The sequence below is a fragment of the Streptomyces sp. NPDC088553 genome, assembly GCF_044752965.1.
Classification (GTDB): domain Bacteria; phylum Actinomycetota; class Actinomycetes; order Streptomycetales; family Streptomycetaceae; genus Streptomyces.
The window spans coordinates 68,440-84,532 of record NZ_JBIVMG010000010.1 but is presented as its reverse complement, the minus strand read 5'-3'; the positions used below and the strand labels follow the sequence as shown (position 1 = coordinate 84,532).

The following is a 16,093-nucleotide window of genomic DNA, read 5'->3' as shown; positions in this document are numbered from 1 at the left end:
CATGTCAGCCAGCGTTGAGGAGTGATCAAGCCCAATCATTCAGGGGGCAATTCGGGTCATCGGGAAGAAAATCTTGTGCTGCTTCCGGAGTTTGAGATCTCGACGTAACAGCTGAGGTGACGGAGGCGGGTGGTGTGTCCGGATTCGATCTCCGAAACCAGCCACCCGCCGTAGCGATGTGATCTCCCGTTAACAGAAGAGATCATGGCCGAAAAGCATCGCTAATGAGCCGTCAGGGAAACATCAGTGCACCGGCTGGTACACCCGTTCGACACGCTGGGTTCCGCTCAGCGTCCGGTACGAGCGCGCCCAGGACGTCGTGGCGGCCGGGTCCGTCTTGTCCGAGACCGTGTAGTAGTCCATCTGCGAGCGCTCGGCGGTCACGTCGAGCACGCCGTAGCCGTGGTGGTCCATGTCCACCCACTTCACGTGCCGGTTGGCGGCCTTGACGGCGCCCGCGGCCACCACCGAGAGCGTCCCCGGGGCCACGTGCAGCAGGTCGTCCAGGTTGTCCGAGGTCACCGACGTGACCACGAACTCGGTCGCGGCGGACGCCGAGAAGGGGTACGTCGCCGCCTTCACCGGCACGTCGTTGGCCCAGGCCATGTGGATGTCGCCGGTCAGGAACACCGTGTTGCGGATCGCCCGCGAGGTGAGGTGCCCGAGCAGCTCCTTGCGGTCGTCCGTGTAGCCGTCCCACTGGTCGACGTTGACCGCGAGCCCCTCCTTCGGCAGGCCCATCAGCTCGGCGAGCGGCTCCAGGAGGTGCGCGGGCAGGGCACCGAAGGCGATCGGCGAGATCATCACCGAGGTGCCGACCAACTGCCAGGTCGCGTCCGAGCCCGCGAGCCCGGACTTCAGCCAGTCCAGCTGCGCGCGGCCGGTGATGCTGCGCGCCGGGTCGTCGACCGAACCGCTGCCGGTCTTCGCCGGCGCGGAGCGGAACGAACGCAGGTCGAGGAGGTGCAGATCGGCCAGCTTGCCGAAGCGCAGCCGCCGGAAGACCGTGCCCTCGGTGGACGTACGGACCGGCATCCACTCGAAGTAGGCCTGCTTGGCCGCGGCGACCCGGGCCGCCCAGTCGCCCTCGGCGCCGGGGGTGTGGTTCTCGGCCCCGCCCTCCCAGGCGTCGTTGGCGAACTCGTGGTCGTCCCAGATGGCGATGACCGGGTGGGCCGCGTGCAGCGCCTGGAGGTCGGCGTCCGTCTTGTAGTGGCCGTGCCGGGTGCGGTAGTCGGCCAGAGAGACGATCTCGTGGCGCGGCTCGTGCCGCCGGACGGTGTACTTCGCCTCCGGGTAGGTGCCGCTGCCGTACTCGTACACGTAGTCGCCGAGGTGGAGGATCGCGTCCAGATCGGCGCGGGCGGCGAGATGGCGGTACGCGGAGAAGTGGCCGGCCTCCCAGTTCGCGCAGGAGACCACACCGAACCGGACACCGGGCGCGGCGGCGTCGACGGCCGGCGTGGTGCGGGTGCGGGCGGCGGGGGAGACGGTGGATCCCGCGGTGAAGCGGAACCAGTAGGAGGTGGCCGGGCGCAGGCCCCGGACGTCCGCCTTCACCGTGTGGTCGGAGCCGGCGCTCGCCGTGCTCGTGCCGGAGGCCACGATCCGCGCGAAGCCGCGGTCCTCGGCGAGCTCCCAGCCGACCTGGACGTCGGGGCCGAGGCCGGAGCCGGGCACGGCTTCGGGGGTGGGGGTGACGCGCGTCCAGAGCAGGACGCCGTCGGGCAGCGGGTCGCCGGAGGCGACGCCGTGGAGGAACGCGGGTGCCCCGGGGGTCGCGTGGGCCGTGGCGGCCGCGCCGAGGAGGGCGGGCGCGGTGACGGCGGTGACGGCGGCGGCCTTGACGACCGTGCGCCGCGTGGGGGCGGAGGATATGAAACGACTGGTCACGGGCAGTCAGATTACTGGCGGGTACGGTGGGTGGGGAGGGGCTTGCGGGAAAGTTCGCCGGATCGTCGCCCCCCGGTCGCATCCGACCCCGCGGCGGTGGCACCTTCCCGGCGGTCGCTAACCTGACCCGGGATCAGAACGGCTTTCCGTGAGGCAGTTGCGGAGGGAGGCCGCTCGCCACGACACGGGGGGAACCGGATGTCGCAGTCGAACGAGCCCTGGTACAGGCACCGCCCGCCGTCCTGGCCCGTACCGGACAACCCGTACGCCCCCGAGGGGTACGGCCCGCCACCGCCCCGCCCTCCCCGTCGCCGGTGGCCGCTGGTCGCCGCGGTCCTCGCGCTGCTGCTGCTCGTCGGCTCGGGCGCCCACCTCCTCCGTGAGCGCTCCGGAGCGGACCGAGCCCGATCGGAGAGCGACGCCCCGAACGCCACGGCGCCGCCGAAGACCACGGCGCCGCCGGAGAAGACCGCGAGCCCCACCCCGTCGCCCTCCCGCGTGCCCACCACCGCGGAGATCGCCCGGCAGCGCCGGGCCGGCGAGGCCGGTGCCTGGATCGTCGACGACCGCACCGATCTGCCCCACCGGAACATCCCGACCGAGGACCTCTGGATCGTCGGCGACACCGCCGTCCAGGCCATCTACAAGAGGGTCGTCGCCCACCGGCTCAGCGACGGCGCCCAGTTGTGGAGCGTCGACCTCCCGACCCCCGTCTGCGAGACCCCGGTCAACGCGACCCCCGACGGGAAGGTCGTCATCGTCCTCAAGAACGTCGAGGCCTGGACCGGGACCCGGTGCAACCAGCTCCGGATGATCGATCTGCGCACCGGCAGGGCGGGCTGGCACAAGCAGCTGCCCGAGACGGGCTCGGGGGACGACACGATCATCGTGGACAGCGCCGTCAGCGGGGGCACCTTCGCGATCGTCCAGAGCATGAAGGCCTCGGCGTACCAGGTCGCCGACGGGAGGAAGCTGTACGACATCCCCATGGAGGACCCCGGGAAGTGCTACCCCGGCAGGGTGGCCGGCGGCACCCGGCTGCTGGTGGTCGCCGACTGCGCGATCACCTCCATGGAGAAGGCGTACAGCCAGGTCCGGGAGGTCGACCCGGCGACGGGCAAGGTCCGTTGGCGCTTCAGGGCCGCGCCGGGATGGCAGGTCGGCCAGGTGCTCTCCGTCGACCCGGCCGTGATCACCAGCGTCAAGAAGGACACGAACGGGAAGGACTGGCGGGTCGTCGCCCTCGCGCCCGACGGCAAGGTCCGCAGGACCATAGACGCCCGGGGGAAGGGATTCACCCACTGCGGGGACTCCGTGGACACCAGCGACAACGTCCAGTCGTGCCGGGAGGCCGTCGTCGGCGGGGGCCTCGTGCTGCTCGGCGGCACCGACCGCGTCGGCGCCTACGACCTCGGCACCGGAAAGCTGGTCTGGGGCGTGAAGGCCGAGGAGACCTCGTACGGCTACTACCCCTTGAGCGTCGGACCGGGCAGGACCGGGACCGTCTACCAGCTGGGCACGCTCAAGTCCCCCGGGCGCGTCATCCGGGTCGGTCCCGGCGGCGTGGACACCATCAAGGACGTGCTGCGGCTCCCCGCCGCCACCGCGGGGGTCGAGTTCGGGATGGGCGTCGTCGGGGAGAACGCCTATGTCGGCGACCGGCTCGTGATCACGCCCGCCGGTCTGAGCGGCGACGACGCCCAGCACGAGCCCCGCATGCTCTCCTTCGCCCCCTGACCCGCCGAGCGGGCGCGGGTCAGGGAGCGAAGGAGGCCGTCCGGCCGGTCCGGGTCAGCCCTTGAGGGCCGTGGCGATCGCCGTGTCGAACTCCGGCACGGTCATCGGCGGGTTGTCGGAGCCCGCCACCGTGACCGGCTTGCCGTCCATCTTCAGCGTCGGGGTGCCCGTCACGCCGCTGTCGTCGAAGGCCTTCGACATCTTCATCGCCCAGGCGTCGAAGGTGCCGTTCTCGACGTTCTTCTTGAACGCGGCGTTGCCCTTGAGCGCCGGCACCGAGTCCGCCACCTCCAGCAGGTAGGAGTCCTTGGCGAACTTGTCGTCGTTCTCCTCGGGGTGGAACTTCGCCGAGTAGAGGGCCGCCTTGTACTTCAGGAAGGCCTCGGGGCTCACGTCGAGGGCCGCGCCGAGCGCCGAGAGGGCGTTCTTCGAGCCCTCGCCCGTGGCGGCGTCGTCGATGAACGTGGCACCGACGTACTTGATCTTGTACTTGCCGGCCTCGACGTCCTTCTCGACCGTGGAGCCCACGGACTGCTCGAAGGTCGCGCAGACCGGGCAGCGCGAGTCCTCGTACAGCTCCAGGGTCTTCTTCGCGGACGGCTTGCCGACGACGACGGTCGTGCCGTTCGTGCCCGAGGTGTTCTTCGGGGCGGTCACCGTGGTCGCCTTCGCAGCCGACTCCCACGCGGAGGGCTGGTTCGACTGGACCACCGCGTAGCCGATGCCGCCGGCGGCGGCGAGGACGGCCACGGCCGAGACGCCGACGACGAGCTGCCGGCGGGCCCGGTCCTTCTTCGCCTGGCGCTCGCGCTCGACGCGCAGACGCTCGCGGGCGGCAGCCTTGTTGGCCTGGTTGTTGCGTGCACTCATGATCGTGATCTCCGTGACGGTGAGGAAGTGAGGGGGTACCGCGTGCCTGGTGCGCGTCGCTCAGACGAGAGCGAGGCGCGGGCACGGCGGTCCCCGCCGTCCCACGGAGTGGGTGAGCAGCCGGGTACGGGAGGGCCGGGGCCGCCCCGCGGGCCGCCCGGCGCGCCGCGGCGCCGGACCACCGGTACGGAAGAAGGCCGCCACCAGGAGCAGCGGCCGGAACGCGACGGCCGCCACCGCGCCGAGCAGCCGGGCGAGCGCCCGCTCCCCGCCGCGCAGCCAGACCGCCGCGAAGAGCCCGACGCCCACGTGGGCCAGGAGCAGCAGCCAGGGCAGCGCCGGGTCGGGGGAGTCGAGGAGCGCGGCGGCCGTGCCGCTCGCGGGTGCGGCCACGCCGGGCAGCGGGGTGCCGACGGCGCCGCCGCAGAACACCTCCACGCCGACCGCGCGCAGCGATCCGGCGACCGGGCCGCCGGCGGCGCCGTAACAGACCGCCTGGCCGCTGGTGAAGAGCGTGTCGGCCGCCAGTTCCAGCGGGACGAGAAGCCCGGCGATCGGGCCGAGGCCCCGCTCGCGGCCCGCCAGGGCGTACGCCACGGCGAAGACGCCGACCGCGACCGGGACGACCGTCCCCAGCGGCAGCGGCACGCGTGAGAGCAGCACGTGGGACGCCACGGACAGCGTCACGACCAGTGCCGTGAAGAACGCCGCCCGCAGCGCCCTCAGCTGCGTCCCTGCCATGTCCATCGTCGTGGAGTGTGCCATGCCGGTCCGTAAAACGCCCTTAAAGCCAGTCTGTGAACGGCTACAGCCCCGGGATCCGGCCGTTGCGGAAGAGGTCCACGAAGATCTGGTGGTCGGCCCGCGCCCGCGCCCCGTACGCGTGGGCGAAGTCCACCAGGAGATCCGCGAAGCCCTCCTCGTCGGCGGCGATCGCCGCGTCGATGGCCCGCTCCGTCGAGAACGGCACCAGCGAGTGCCCGCTGGACTCGTCCGCCGCCGCGTGCATGGTCGCCGTCGCCCGGCCCAGGTCGGCGACGGTGGCCGCGATGTCCTGCGGGTCGTCGATGTCCGACCAGTCGAGGTCCACCGCGTACGGCGAGACCTCCGCGACCAGCTGCCCGGCGCCGTCCAGCTCCGTCCAGCCGAGCCACGGGTCGGCGTGCGCCTGGAGCGCCCGCTGCGAGATCACGGTGCGGTGGCCCTCGTGCTGGAAGTACTCCCGTACCGCCGCGTCCGTCACATGACGGGAGACCGCCGGGGTCTGCGCCTGCTTGAGGTAGATCACGACGTCGTTCTCCAGGGCGTCGCTGTTGCCCTCAAGGAGGATGTTGTACGAGGGGAGGCCGGCCGAGCCGATGCCGATCCCGCGCCGCCCGACCACGTCCTTGACCCGGTACGAGTCGGGGCGGGACAGGCTGGACTCCGGCAGGGTCTCCAGATAGCCGTCGAAGGCCGCCAGGACCTTGTACCGCGCGGCCGCGTCCAGCTCGATCGCGCCGCCGCCCGCGGAGAAGCGGCGCTCGTAGTCCCGGATCTCGGTCATCGACTCGAGGAGCCCGAAGCGGGTCATGGAGCGGGCGTCGCGCAGCGCGTCGAGGAGCGCGCCCTCGGCCGTGTCCAGCGTGAACGGGGGCAGCTCGTCGTTCTTCGCGCCGGTCGCGAGGGCGTGGATCCGCTCCCGGTAGGACGCGGCGTAGATCCGGACCAGGTGGCTGATCTGCTCGTCGCTCAGCGCCTTCGCGTAGCCGATGAGGGCGAGCGAGGCCGCGAGCCGCTTGAGGTCCCAGGTGAAGGGGCCGACGTAGGCCTCGTCGAAGTCGTTGACGTTGAAGATCAACCGCCCGTTGGCGTCCATGTACGTGCCGAAGTTCTCGGCGTGCAGATCGCCGTGGATCCAGACCCGGCCGGTGCGCTCGTCCAGGTAGGGGCCGCCGTGGGCCTCCCGCTCCAGGTCGGCGTAGAAGAGGCAGGCCGTGCCCCGGTAGAAGGCGAAGGCCGAGCCGGCCATCTTCCGGAACTTGACGCGGAAGGCCGCGGGGTCGGCGGCGAGGAGCTCGCCGAAGGCGGTGTCGAAGACGGCGAGAATGTGCTCACCGCGCTCCGTGGCGGTGGGCTGGGGGACCGACATCGAGGTGCCTCCTGGTACGAAGCCGTGCGTAGACAAATGGGACAGGTGTTCCTGTCTCCCAACGCGCGACGGTACCCGCGAGTGCCCGGCCGCTGTCAGTCCGGCGACGTAGACTTCGACGCTGTCCCCCCAGAAGTTCATCGCCGGAGGCCTCCCCCGTGACCAAGCCGCCCTTCACGCACCTCCACGTCCACACCCAGTACTCGCTGCTGGACGGTGCCGCGCGGCTGAAGGACATGTTCAACGCGTGCAACGAGATGGGCATGACCCATATCGCGATGTCCGACCACGGCAATCTGCACGGGGCGTACGACTTCTTCCACTCGGCCAAGAAGGCCGGGGTGACGCCGATCATCGGCATCGAGGCGTACGTCGCCCCCGAGTCCCGGCGGAACAAGCGGAAGATCCAGTGGGGACAGCCGCACCAGAAGCGGGACGACGTCTCCGGTTCCGGTGGCTACACCCACAAGACGATCTGGGCGGCCAACGCCACCGGACTCCACAACCTCTTCCGGCTCTCCTCCGACGCGTACGCCGAGGGCTGGCTGCAGAAGTGGCCCCGGATGGACAAGGAGACCATCTCCCAGTGGTCGGAGGGGCTCATCGCCTCCACCGGCTGCCCCTCCGGCGAGCTGCAGACCCGGCTCCGGCTCGGCCAGTTCGACGAGGCCCTCAAGTCGGCCTCCGAGTACCAGGACATCTTCGGCAAGGACCGGTACTTCCTGGAGCTGATGGACCACGGCATCGAGATCGAGCGCCGGGTCCGCGACGGGCTCCTGGAGATCGGCAAGAAGCTCGGCATCCCGCCGCTGGTCACCAACGACTCGCACTACACGTACGCGCACGAGGCCGGCGCGCACGACGCCCTGCTCTGCATCCAGACCGGCAAGAACCTCTCCGACCCGGACCGCTTCCGGTTCGACGGGACCGGCTACTACCTGAAGTCCACGGACGAGATGTACGCCGTCGACTCCTCGGACGCCTGGCAGGAGGGCTGCCGCAACACCCTCCTGGTCGCCGAGCAGGTCAGCACCGACGGCATGTTCGTCGAGAAGAACCTCATGCCGAAGTTCGACATCCCGGAGGGGTTCACCGAGGTCACCTGGTTCCGCGAGGAGACCATGCGGGGCATGCACCGCCGCTTCCCCGACGGCATCCCCGACGACCGCATGAAGCAGGTCGAGTACGAGATGGACACGATCATCTCGATGGGCTTCCCCGGCTACTTCCTCGTCGTCGCCGACTTCATCATGTGGGCGAAGAAGCAGGGCATCGCCGTGGGCCCCGGCCGAGGCTCCGCGGCCGGCTCGATCGTCGCGTACGCCATGGGCATCACCGACCTCGACCCGATCCCGCACGGTCTGATCTTCGAGCGCTTCCTCAACCCCGAGCGCATCTCCATGCCCGATGTCGACATCGACTTCGACGAGCGCCGGCGTGTCGAGGTCATCCGGTACGTGACGGAGAAGTACGGCTCCGACAAGGTCGCCATGATCGGCACCTACGGCAAGATCAAGGCCAAGAACGCCATCAAGGACTCCGCGCGCGTCCTCGGCTACCCGTACGCCATGGGCGACCGGCTCACCAAGGCCATGCCCGCCGACGTCCTCGGCAAGGGCATCGACCTCAACGGCATCACCGACCCCTCGCACCCGCGCTACAGCGAGGCCGGCGAGATCCGCGCGATGTACGAGAACGAGCCGGACGTCAAGAAGGTCATCGACACCGCCCGGGGCGTCGAGGGCCTGGTCCGCCAGATGGGCGTGCACGCCGCCGGCGTGATCATGTCCAGCGAGCCGATCGTCGACCACGCGCCGATCTGGGTGCGGCACACCGACGGCGTCACCATCACGCAGTGGGACTACCCGCAGTGCGAGTCGCTCGGCCTGCTCAAGATGGACTTCCTGGGCCTGCGCAACCTCACGATCATGGACGACGCCGTCAAGATGGTGAAGGCCAACAAGGGGATCGACCTCGATCTCCTGGCCCTGCCGCTCGACGACCCGAAGACCTTCGAACTGCTCCAGCGCGGTGACACCCTCGGTGTCTTCCAGTTCGACGGCGGCCCCATGCGTTCGCTGCTGCGCCTGATGAAGCCCGACAACTTCGAAGACATCTCCGCCGTGTCCGCCCTGTACCGGCCGGGCCCGATGGGCATGAACTCGCACACGAACTACGCGCTGCGCAAGAACGGCCAGCAGGAGATCACCCCGATCCACCCCGAGCTGGAGAAGCCGCTCGAAGAGGTGCTCGCGGTCACCTACGGCCTGATCGTGTACCAGGAGCAGGTGCAGAAGGCCGCCCAGATCATCGCCGGGTACTCCCTCGGCGAGGCCGACATCCTCCGCCGCGTGATGGGCAAGAAGAAGCCCGACGAACTGGCGAAGAACTTCGTCATCTTCGAGGCCGGAGCCAAGAGCAAGGGCTTCAGCGACGAGGCCATCAAGGCCCTCTGGGACGTCCTGGTCCCCTTCGCCGGCTACGCCTTCAACAAGGCCCACTCGGCCGCGTACGGCCTGGTCTCCTACTGGACCGCCTACCTCAAGGCCAACTACCCGGCCGAGTACATGGCGGGACTGCTCACCTCGGTCAAGGACGACAAGGACAAGTCCGCGATCTACCTCAACGAGTGCCGCCGCATGGGCATCAAGGTCCTCCCGCCGAACGTGAACGAGTCCGAGTCCAACTTCGCCGCCCAGGGCGACGACGTGATCCTCTTCGGCCTCTCCGCCGTCCGCAACGTCGGCACCAACGTCGTCGAGTCGATCATCAAGTCGCGCAAGGCGAAGGGGAAGTACTCCTCCTTCCCCGACTTCCTGGACAAGGTCGAGGCCGTCGTCTGCAACAAGCGGACCGTCGAGTCGCTGATCAAGGCCGGCGCGTTCGACGAGATGGGCCACACCCGCAAGGGCCTGGTCGCCCACCACGAACCGATGATCGACAACGTGGTGGCGGTCAAGCGCAAGGAGGCCGAGGGACAGTTCGACCTCTTCGGCGGCATGGGCGACGAGGCCACCGACGAGCCCGGCTTCGGCCTGGACGTCGAGTTCTCCGACGTCGAGTGGGAGAAGTCCTACCTGCTCGCCCAGGAGCGCGAGATGCTCGGCCTGTACGTCTCCGACCACCCGCTCTTCGGCATCGAGCACGTCCTGTCCGACAAGACGGACGCGGCGATCTCCCAGCTCACCGGCGGCGAGCACTCCGACGGCGCGGTCGTCACCATCGGCGGCATCATCTCCGGTCTCCAGCGCAAGATGACCAAGCAGGGCAACGCCTGGGCCATCGCCACCGTCGAGGACCTCGCCGGCTCCATCGAGTGCATGTTCTTCCCGGCCACCTACCAGCTGGTCTCCACCCAGCTCGTCGAGGACACGGTCGTCTTCGTCAAGGGCCGGCTCGACAAGCGCGAGGACGTGCCCCGGCTCGTCGCCATGGAGCTGATGGTCCCCGACCTGTCGAACGCCGGGACCAACGCCCCGGTGATCCTCACCATCCCCACCGTCAAGGTGACCCCGCCGATGGTCACCCGCCTCGGCGAGATCCTGGGCCACCACAAGGGCAACACCGAGGTACGGATCAAGCTCCAGGGCCCCCGGACCACGACCGTGCTGCGCCTCGACCGGCACCGGGTGCAGGCCGATCCGGCGCTCTTCGGCGACCTGAAGGTGCTGCTCGGCCCGTCCTGCCTGGCCGGCTGATCATCCGTCCCGCCCGGCCCGGCCGGGCGGGACCTCCCGCACGCGCGCAAGGGGCGCGCCCGTCGTCACGGGCGCGCCCCTTTGCCGTGGGCGAAGGCCGTCAGTTGTGGCCGAAGCGCTTCTGACGGCCCTTGCGGGCGACATCGCTCGGCAGCACCTGAGACGCGCGCTGCGACGCCTCGGACTCCATCGCCGACTGCTGCGCCTGCTGGGCGCCGCGCTCGGCGGGGGACTGCTGCTTCTGACCGCGGTTCTGGTTGCGGTTCTTGGCCATGGGGATGCCTCCTCAAAGGGACCTAGGGGCCAGGGCCGCTGTCAGACTCACATACGGCACGAACCGCCGCATGTTGGATCATTACGGAGCGTTAGGCCCCCGGGAGCGTGACATCCGCCACGCCGATGATCCAGTTCCGACCGTCGAGCCCCCGCCCTTCGGGCAGACTCGAAGGAAATCCGAAGCAACTTCCGATCCCGAGGTTCCCGAAAGAGGGTGGAACACGTGGACCGCTGCGTCGTCCTGGTGGATGCCGGCTACCTGCTGGGAGCCGCCGCCAGTCTCCTGGCCGGGGAACCCGCCCGCTCCAGGATCACAGTCGATCACGCCGGGCTCATCCAGCAGCTGCGCCAGCGCGCCGAGGCCGAGACCGCGCTGCCCCTCCTGCGGATCTACTGGTTCGACGGAGCACCCGACCGGGTGCCGCAGCCCGAGCACCGGAGACTGCGCGTGATGCCCCGCGTCACCGTCCGGCTCGGCGCGCTGACGCGGAGCGACGGACGCTGGGCCCAGAAGGGCGTCGACGCGGCGATGCACACCGAGCTGACCGAGCTCGCCAGGAACCGGGCCTGCTCCGACATCGTGCTCGTCACCGGCGACGGCGACCTGCTGCCCGGACTGATGTCCGCCAAGGAGCACGGCGTCGCCGTCCACCTCTGGGCCGTCCAGGCCGCCGACGGCGACTACAACCAGTCCGAGGACCTGGTCGCCGAGGCCGACGAACGGCGGGTCCTCGACCGGACCTGGATCACCCGGGCCGTCCGCGCCAAGGACCTCACCGGGATCTGCTCGCCCCCGCCCGCCCCGCGCCCCGAGATCGCCGCCATCCTCTCCGCGCCGCTGCCCGAGGCGGCCCTCGCCGCCTCCGCCGAACGGGCCGCCGAGGCGACGGCCGCCCCCGGGGCCCCCGGGGAGACCGCCGGCGCCGACGGCGACAACGGTCACGCCCGCCACCGCCACCACGGCAACGGGCACGCGGGCGCCAACGGTCACCTCCGCGAGGACGACCACGACCGCGGCCACGGGACCGGCGTCCCCGCCCCGGCCTCCGGCAAGGGCGTCCCCACCCCCAAGGACCTGGCGGGACTGCGCGCCCCCGGCACCTCCGCCGCCCCGGGCGCCCCCGTGCCCCAGGGCGCCAGCGCCCTCCGCTGGTCCTCCGACCGGGGCTGGGTCGAGCGCCCCGCCGCCCCCCTCGGCGAACCGGCCGAGACCGCCTCCCTGCCCACCCTCGCCGCCCTCACCAGCGCCGAGCAGCGCTGGGCGGACCGCGAGGAGGACATCACCACCGTCGGCGGAGACCCCTTCGAGGTCGGACAGGTGTTCGCCCGACGGTGGATGGAACGGCTCCCCGAACAGAGCCACGTCCAGAAGCTGTCCACCCTCTACCCCCGCATCCCGCACCGCATCGACGGCGAACTCCTCCGCTACGCCGCCCGATTCGGGCTGCTCGCCCACAAGGACGACCAGATCGACGAGCACGACCGCTATGCGATCCGGGCGGGATTCTGGCGCGAGATCGACGTCAGGGCCGCCGCCGAACACGCCCCCGCGCCCGGAGCGGGCCCGGCGACCCCGTAGGCTCTTCCCCCGTGAGTACGGTGTGCGTGGTGCGGGATCTGGTCAAGACGTACCCCGCCACGCGCGGCGGGCGCGGTGCGCCGGCGACACCCGAGGTGCGGGCCACCGACGGGATCAGCCTCGACGTGCGCGGCGGCGAGATCTTCGGGCTGCTCGGACCCAACGGCGCGGGCAAGTCCACCCTCGTCCGCCAGCTCACCGGACTCATGCGCCCCGACTCCGGCAGCGTCCGGCTCCTCGGCCACGACCTGGTGCGCCACCCCGAGCGGGCCTCCCGCCTCGTCGCGTACCTCGGCCAGGAGTCCACCGCCCTCGACGAGCTGACCGTCGCCCTCGCCGCCGAGACCACCGGGCGGCTGCGCGGTCTCACCGCCCGCGACGCGCGCGCCGAGCGCGACGCCGTCCTGGACGAGCTCGGCCTCGGCGCGCTCGCCTCCCGGCCCCTCAAGAAGCTCTCCGGCGGCCAGCGCAGGCTCGCCTGCGTCGCCGCCGCCCTCGTGGGCGAACGCCCCGTCCTCGTCCTCGACGAACCCACCACGGGCATGGACCCCGTCGCCCGCCGCGCCGTATGGGCGGCCGTCGACCGGCGGCGCGCCGAACACGGCGCCACCGTCCTGCTCGTCACCCACAACGTCATCGAGGCCGAGACCGTCCTCGACCGGGTCGCCGTCCTCGAACACGGCCGGGTCATCGCCTGCGACACGCCCGCCGGACTCAAGGAACGCGTCGCGGGCGAGGTCCGCGTCGAGCTGGTCTGGCGCGAGTCCGCCCCGCTCCACCTGCCCGAGGTCGCCGCCCTGCGCGACCTCGCCCAGGAGACGGGCCGGCGCTGGATCCTCCGGCTCGCCCCCGACGCCGCCCGCACCGCCGTCGCGACCGTCACCGGCGGGGCCGCGTTCGGCGCGCTCGACGACTTCACCCTGGCCACGCCCAGCCTGGAGGACGTCTACCTGGCGCTGGGCGGCGCGACCGAGGGACTGGTGAAGGCATGACCCTCACCGCACCGCCGCACGCACACCGCGCACCCCACCGAAGCCGTCTCCCGCACGTACGGCCCGTACCGCACGTCACCCCCAGGAGCTGTACGCAGTGAGCACCGTGCCCGCAGAGATCCTGCCGACCGGCGCGCCTGCCGTCCGCACCGGCGCCACCGCCGACGACGACGAGACCGCCGCACCCCTGGCCCCGCGCGCCCGGCTGCTGCCGGCCCTGGCCGCCGTCTACCGCGCGCAGCTCTCCCGCGCCCGGGTCGCCCGCATCCCGCTGCTCTTCGTGGCCACCTTCCAGTCCATCGGGATCATGGTCCTGATGCGCGGGGTCGTCGACGGGGGCTCGGAGGCGCGCGCCGTCGTGGCCGGCTCCACCGTCCTCGTCGTCGCCTTCGTCGCGCTCAACCTGCTCGCCCAGTACTTCGGCCAGCTGCGGGCCACCGGCGGCCTCGACCACTACGCCACCCTGCCCGTGCCGCCCGCCGCCGTCGTCCTCGGCGCCGCGGGCGCGTACGCCTCCTTCACCGTGCCCGGGACCGCCGTGACCGCCGTCGCCGGCTCCGTGCTCTTCGGACTGCCGCTCGGCCACCTCTGGATCCTCGCCGCCGTCGTCCCGCTCGCCGGCGCCGCGCTCGCCGGCCTCGGCGCGGCCCTGGGGCTCCTCGCGCCCCGGCAGGAGCTGGCCACCCTCCTCGGCCAGCTCGGCATGTCCGCGGCGCTGCTCCTCGGCGTGCTCCCGGCGGAGCGGCTGCCGGGGCCCATCGGCTGGGCCCGGGACCTGCTGCCGTCGACGTACGGCGTGGAGGCCCTGGCCCGCACCTTCGACCGCGATCCCGACTGGGCGGCCGTCGCCCTCGACCTCGCCGTGTGCGCGGTGGTCGGCGTGGTCTCGCTGGCCGTCGCCACCTGGGCGTACCGGCGGGCCGCCGTCCGCTGAGGCGGGCCACGGACACACCTGGCACGATGGCGGGGTGACCGCACCCCTGACTCCGCCTCACCAGCCCCCGCCGCACGACCCGGACTGGCCCCCGCCGCCCCCGCCGACGCTCGGCCCGGACGGGGATCCGATCACGGCGGCCGAGGTCCTTCAGGGGCTCCTGGTGACCCTCGTCTCGGCGATCGCCGGGGCGGTGCTCGGAGTGCTGTGGCTGAACCTGGCCCCGCGGGTCCTGCTCATCTCGGACGGCAAGGGCGTCTACCTCCGCAACTCGGAGGGGGAGGCGGCGATCGGCTCGGACGGAACGTTTGTCCTGCTCGCGCTGGCCTTCGGCGCGGTCGCCGCGCTCGTCGTCTTCCTCGCGCGCCGCAAGGGCGGTGTCCCGCTGGTGCTCGGCCTCGCGCTCGGCGGCGTCCTGGGCTCGCTGCTCGCCTGGGGCCTGGGGACGTACTTCGGCCCGACGAGCGACGTCGTCGCCCACGCGAAGGCGGTCGGCCCCAACGTCGCCTTCGAGGCACCTCTCGAACTGAACCTGGCGGCCGCCGCGATGCTGGCCTGGCCGCTCGCCGCGATGATCGTGCACCTGGCGCTCACGGCCCTCTTCGGCCCGCGCGACCCGGAACCCGAACCGTGGGACCAGCCGAAGGCGTACAACCAGGGACCGGGCCGGAGCTGACGGTCCCGGCCGCCCCGGCGGCCGCGCCGCCCGTCAGACGCGGCGGATCGTCAGGTGCGGCCGATCGGGGCCACGACCGCCGACGTGAGGGCGGCCAGATCCGCGGGGGAGAGCTCCACCTCAAGGCCGCGCCGGCCCGCCGAGATGCAGATGGACGCGTGGTCCGAGGCCGAGGCGTCGAGGACCGTACGGAGCCGCTTGCGCTGGCCCAGCGGGGAGATGCCGCCCCGCACGTAGCCCGTGGTGCGCTCGGCCGCCGCCGGGTCCGCCATCGCCGCGCGCTTGCCGCCGACCGCCGAGGCCAGGGCCTTCAGGTCGAGCTGGCCGGCGACCGGGACCACCGCGACCGTCAGCTCGCCGTCGACGTCCGCCACCAGGGTCTTGAAGACCCGGTCCGGCGAGACGCCGAGGGCCTCAGCCGCCTCCTCGCCGTACGAGGGGGAGGCCGGGTCGTGCTCGTACGCGTGCAGGGTGAACGGGGTGCCGGCCGCCGTCAGGGCCACCGTCGCCGGGGTGCCCCCGCTGTTCTTCTTCTGCTTCTTCGCCACGCGCGCGCTCTTCCTCAGTTCGGGTACGTCGGGGCCTGCGTCAGGTCCACCACCGGCAGCGACGGCAGATGCCGGAGGACCGCCGTCTCCGCGCGCAGCAGCGTCAGCTCCTCGCGCAGCCGCGTCGCCGTGTCCGGAGCCTGGAGCAGCCGCTGCTTCGACGGCGTGTCGAGCACCGCCGCCGCCGCGACCAGGTACGACACCACCGACGGGTCGTCCGGCAGCTCGCTCGTCGTCAGCGAACGCTCGCGCGCCCCGGCCAGCCGCTTCTGATAGCTGCGGAAGGCCCGCAGCACCCCCTCGGAGAGGCTGCCGGCCTCCTCGCCCTGCTCCTCGGGGATCTCCTCGACCTCGGCTACCAGGAACGGCCCGCTCGCGTCGACGGACAGCAGCTTCACCCGGGTCGTCCCGGTGGCCGTCACCTCGAAGCTGCCGTCGGCGCGCTCCCGGATCTGCACCGCGTCGGCGATACAGCCGACCCGGTGGAAGGACTGGATGGGGTCGGGGCCGAAGCCCGCGGCCGGGCCCTTCTCCGGCAGCGCCGTCTGGTCCGGCATGCCGGGGGCCGTCGGGGCGACCTCACGGCCGTCGCGGATGGCGACGACGGCGAAGCGGCGCGGCTCCGAGTCGTCGATCGTGAGCAGCTCGCGCATCATGGCGCGATAACGCTCCTCGAAGACGTTCAGCGGCAGCACGAGGCCCGGGAACAGCACCGCGTTGAGCGGGAAGAGAGGCAGGCGAGCGGTGGTCACAGCGGTC

General features: G+C 71.6%; 13 protein-coding genes. 6 read left to right on the top strand and 7 right to left on the bottom strand.

Features of this window, described 5'->3' with window-relative positions; genetic code table 11:
* Positions 1–243: 243 nt before the first annotated feature.
* Positions 244–1,893: an alkaline phosphatase D family protein gene (locus ACIP8Z_RS30135; RefSeq protein WP_402089073.1), complete on the bottom strand. Its 1,650-nt coding sequence runs from the start codon at positions 1,891–1,893 to the stop codon at positions 244–246.
* A 198-nt stretch (positions 1,894–2,091) separates the two neighbouring features.
* Here ACIP8Z_RS30135 and ACIP8Z_RS30130 point away from each other — a divergent pair, with 198 nt between their 5' ends.
* Positions 2,092–3,630 (top strand): PQQ-binding-like beta-propeller repeat protein, encoded by a 1,539-nt coding sequence (locus ACIP8Z_RS30130; RefSeq protein ID WP_402089070.1) that lies wholly within the window; start codon positions 2,092–2,094, stop codon positions 3,628–3,630.
* Positions 3,631–3,684: 54 nt separating this feature from the next.
* Here the strand turns inward: ACIP8Z_RS30130 and ACIP8Z_RS30125 are convergent, their stop codons facing one another.
* The 3 genes from ACIP8Z_RS30125 to ACIP8Z_RS30115 are packed head-to-tail and all read right to left on the bottom strand — an operon-like array spanning position 3,685 to position 6,631.
* Positions 3,685–4,500 carry a thioredoxin domain-containing protein gene (locus ACIP8Z_RS30125; protein WP_319308670.1) on the bottom strand — a complete coding sequence of 272 codons (816 nt, stop codon included), beginning with the start codon at positions 4,498–4,500 and terminating at the stop codon, positions 3,685–3,687.
* Between the two features lie 60 nt (positions 4,501–4,560).
* Complete coding sequence (locus tag ACIP8Z_RS30120; protein ID WP_319309677.1) at positions 4,561–5,247, bottom strand: hypothetical protein; 687 nt, start codon at positions 5,245–5,247, stop codon at positions 4,561–4,563.
* A 58-nt stretch (positions 5,248–5,305) separates the two neighbouring features.
* Positions 5,306–6,631 (bottom strand): DUF2252 domain-containing protein, encoded by a 1,326-nt coding sequence (locus tag ACIP8Z_RS30115; RefSeq protein WP_402089067.1) that lies wholly within the window; start codon positions 6,629–6,631, stop codon positions 5,306–5,308.
* A 158-nt stretch (positions 6,632–6,789) separates the two neighbouring features.
* On the opposite strand from ACIP8Z_RS30115, the gene dnaE reads away from it, so the two are divergent.
* Complete coding sequence (dnaE, locus tag ACIP8Z_RS30110; RefSeq protein WP_402089064.1) at positions 6,790–10,329, top strand: DNA polymerase III subunit alpha; 3,540 nt, start codon at positions 6,790–6,792, stop codon at positions 10,327–10,329.
* Positions 10,330–10,429: 100 nt separating this feature from the next.
* Here dnaE and ACIP8Z_RS30105 read toward each other — a convergent pair whose 3' ends face one another.
* A complete protein-coding gene (locus ACIP8Z_RS30105; RefSeq protein ID WP_173861668.1) occupies positions 10,430–10,603 on the bottom strand; it encodes a hypothetical protein in 174 nt (57 codons plus the stop codon).
* Between the two features lie 216 nt (positions 10,604–10,819).
* Between ACIP8Z_RS30105 and ACIP8Z_RS30100 the strand changes: the two genes are divergently transcribed.
* The 4 genes from ACIP8Z_RS30100 to ACIP8Z_RS30085 all read left to right on the top strand — a co-directional run bounded on the left by ACIP8Z_RS30100 (position 10,820) and on the right by ACIP8Z_RS30085 (position 14,786).
* Positions 10,820–12,184, top strand: coding sequence for an NYN domain-containing protein (locus tag ACIP8Z_RS30100; protein ID WP_402089061.1), 1,365 nt, complete (start codon positions 10,820–10,822; stop codon positions 12,182–12,184).
* 20 nt (positions 12,185–12,204) lie between these two features.
* Positions 12,205–13,176, top strand: a complete 972-nt coding sequence (locus tag ACIP8Z_RS30095) for an ABC transporter ATP-binding protein (protein ID WP_402089411.1) — start codon at positions 12,205–12,207, stop codon at positions 13,174–13,176.
* A 97-nt stretch (positions 13,177–13,273) separates the two neighbouring features.
* Positions 13,274–14,110, top strand: a complete 837-nt coding sequence (locus tag ACIP8Z_RS30090; protein ID WP_402089059.1) for an ABC transporter permease — start codon at positions 13,274–13,276, stop codon at positions 14,108–14,110.
* Positions 14,111–14,144: 34 nt separating this feature from the next.
* Entirely contained in the window at positions 14,145–14,786 is a 642-nt protein-coding gene (locus ACIP8Z_RS30085; RefSeq protein WP_402089056.1) for a DUF2567 domain-containing protein, read from the top strand.
* 50 nt (positions 14,787–14,836) lie between these two features.
* Here the strand turns inward: ACIP8Z_RS30085 and ybaK are convergent, their stop codons facing one another.
* Together ybaK and ACIP8Z_RS30075 are read right to left on the bottom strand one after the other, a co-directional pair.
* Positions 14,837–15,334 carry a Cys-tRNA(Pro) deacylase gene (gene ybaK, locus ACIP8Z_RS30080; protein WP_402089053.1) on the bottom strand — a complete coding sequence of 166 codons (498 nt, stop codon included), beginning with the start codon at positions 15,332–15,334 and terminating at the stop codon, positions 14,837–14,839.
* A gap of 14 nt (positions 15,335–15,348) precedes the next feature.
* Positions 15,349–16,086 carry an LON peptidase substrate-binding domain-containing protein gene (locus tag ACIP8Z_RS30075; protein WP_402089050.1) on the bottom strand — a complete coding sequence of 246 codons (738 nt, stop codon included), beginning with the start codon at positions 16,084–16,086 and terminating at the stop codon, positions 15,349–15,351.
* Positions 16,087–16,093: the final 7 nt, after the last annotated feature.

Bases quoted from the DNA above. Each gene is read 5' to 3' on its own strand.
- ACIP8Z_RS30130 (WP_402089070.1), top strand. From the start codon at position 2,092: ATGTCGCAGTCGAACGAGCCCTGGTACAGGCACCGCCCGCCGTCCTGG.
- ACIP8Z_RS30125 (WP_319308670.1), bottom strand. From the start codon at position 4,500: ATGAGTGCACGCAACAACCAGGCCAACAAGGCTGCCGCCCGCGAGCGT.
- ACIP8Z_RS30120 (WP_319309677.1), bottom strand. From the start codon at position 5,247: ATGGACATGGCAGGGACGCAGCTGAGGGCGCTGCGGGCGGCGTTCTTC.
- ACIP8Z_RS30115 (WP_402089067.1), bottom strand. From the start codon at position 6,631: ATGTCGGTCCCCCAGCCCACCGCCACGGAGCGCGGTGAGCACATTCTC.
- ACIP8Z_RS30105 (WP_173861668.1), bottom strand. From the start codon at position 10,603: ATGGCCAAGAACCGCAACCAGAACCGCGGTCAGAAGCAGCAGTCCCCC.